At 47.4% G+C, this 643-nt stretch carries 1 pseudogene; it reads right to left on the reverse strand.

The window, feature by feature from the left end:
• Nucleotides 1-643 (reverse strand): annotated as a pseudogene (locus ETB99_RS14595) (IS66-like element ISGst1 family transposase); the annotation flags it as partial.

The following is a 643-nucleotide window of genomic DNA, read 5'->3' on the forward strand; positions in this document are numbered from 1 at the left end:
TCGCTTCTTCTTCGGAAAGTGCACCGTGATGGGCTTCGACGGCTTGCTTGGCGGCTAACAGAAACGTGGTCATGCGCATCGCCCACGTATGCCCTTGTTCGATGAATCCTTTTAACTCACGCAAATGGTGGGCATGACAAAGGGTATGGGTGGCATGTGTGTATTTCGGATATGTACCGAACGCATCGTGCATCATCGGCCCTTCATATCGGGGAAGAATCTCGATATCATCCGTTGCTTTCTTTCCACGAGAAGCGTGAGAAGCCAAGTATGTATATCTCGATGTACACGCGACATGCACCCATGCGAGTTTCCCATTGATGCGCAAACTCGTTTCATCGACATGCAGGATGTTGGATTCAAGTAAGGCGTCTTCGATGATGTCCATATTTGATTCCAGCGATTCGCGTCCTCGTTTCACCATATTGGCAAGGGTTCCTGTACTAATCGAGTGTTGATATAACGCTTCGATTGTATCACTTAAACGCTTGTAAGGGATCAATTGGATATGATGTAAATAAACAACGAGCGCCGTGAGCCGTGGACCGTATTGCACATGATTCGTGACATGTGATGGGAATTCGGCTTGTTGAACACATCGACAATGTGGACACGATTTCACTTCACGTTCATGTTGTGTCAC

Source organism: Anoxybacillus sp. CHMUD, from assembly GCF_013096965.1.
Classification (GTDB): Bacteria; Bacillota; Bacilli; order Bacillales; family Anoxybacillaceae; genus Anoxybacillus; species Anoxybacillus kestanbolensis_A.